The 352-nt window shown below is 68.2% G+C and carries 1 pseudogene; it reads left to right on the forward strand.

Features of this window, described 5'->3' with window-relative positions:
• Nucleotides 1–106 precede the first annotated feature (106 nt).
• Nucleotides 107–352 (forward strand): annotated as a pseudogene (locus ACG0Z3_RS23270) (translesion DNA synthesis-associated protein ImuA); the annotation flags it as partial.

A 352-nucleotide genomic window follows, 5' to 3' on the forward strand; every position in this document is an offset into this window, starting at 1 on the left:
GTCGACCAAGATCGACAGCGGAAAATACTGGATATAAATACAGTATTGTGGTCTTATCCAGGCTCCGATTTCGTCCCCTGTCGTCGCTGTTTTCGCTCGCCCGGCCATGCTGCCCGCCCCCACCCACACCGCCGCCACCCCGCACTCGCCAGCCCAACCCCCGCTGACGCGACCGCCGGGCCAGCCCCAGCTGGAAGCGCACCTGGCAGCCCGGCTGTGGCGCGGCAGCAGCCTGGACACCACCGCCACGTCCACGCTGTCCAGCGGCTTTGCCGCGCTGGACGCCGAACTGCCCGGCAGCGGCTGGCCGCTGCGCGCCGTCACCGAATTGCTGACGCCGCAATTCGGCGTG

Source organism: Pelomonas margarita (assembly GCF_043555875.1).
In the GTDB taxonomy this organism is placed as follows: Bacteria; Pseudomonadota; Gammaproteobacteria; order Burkholderiales; family Burkholderiaceae_C; genus Pelomonas; species Pelomonas margarita.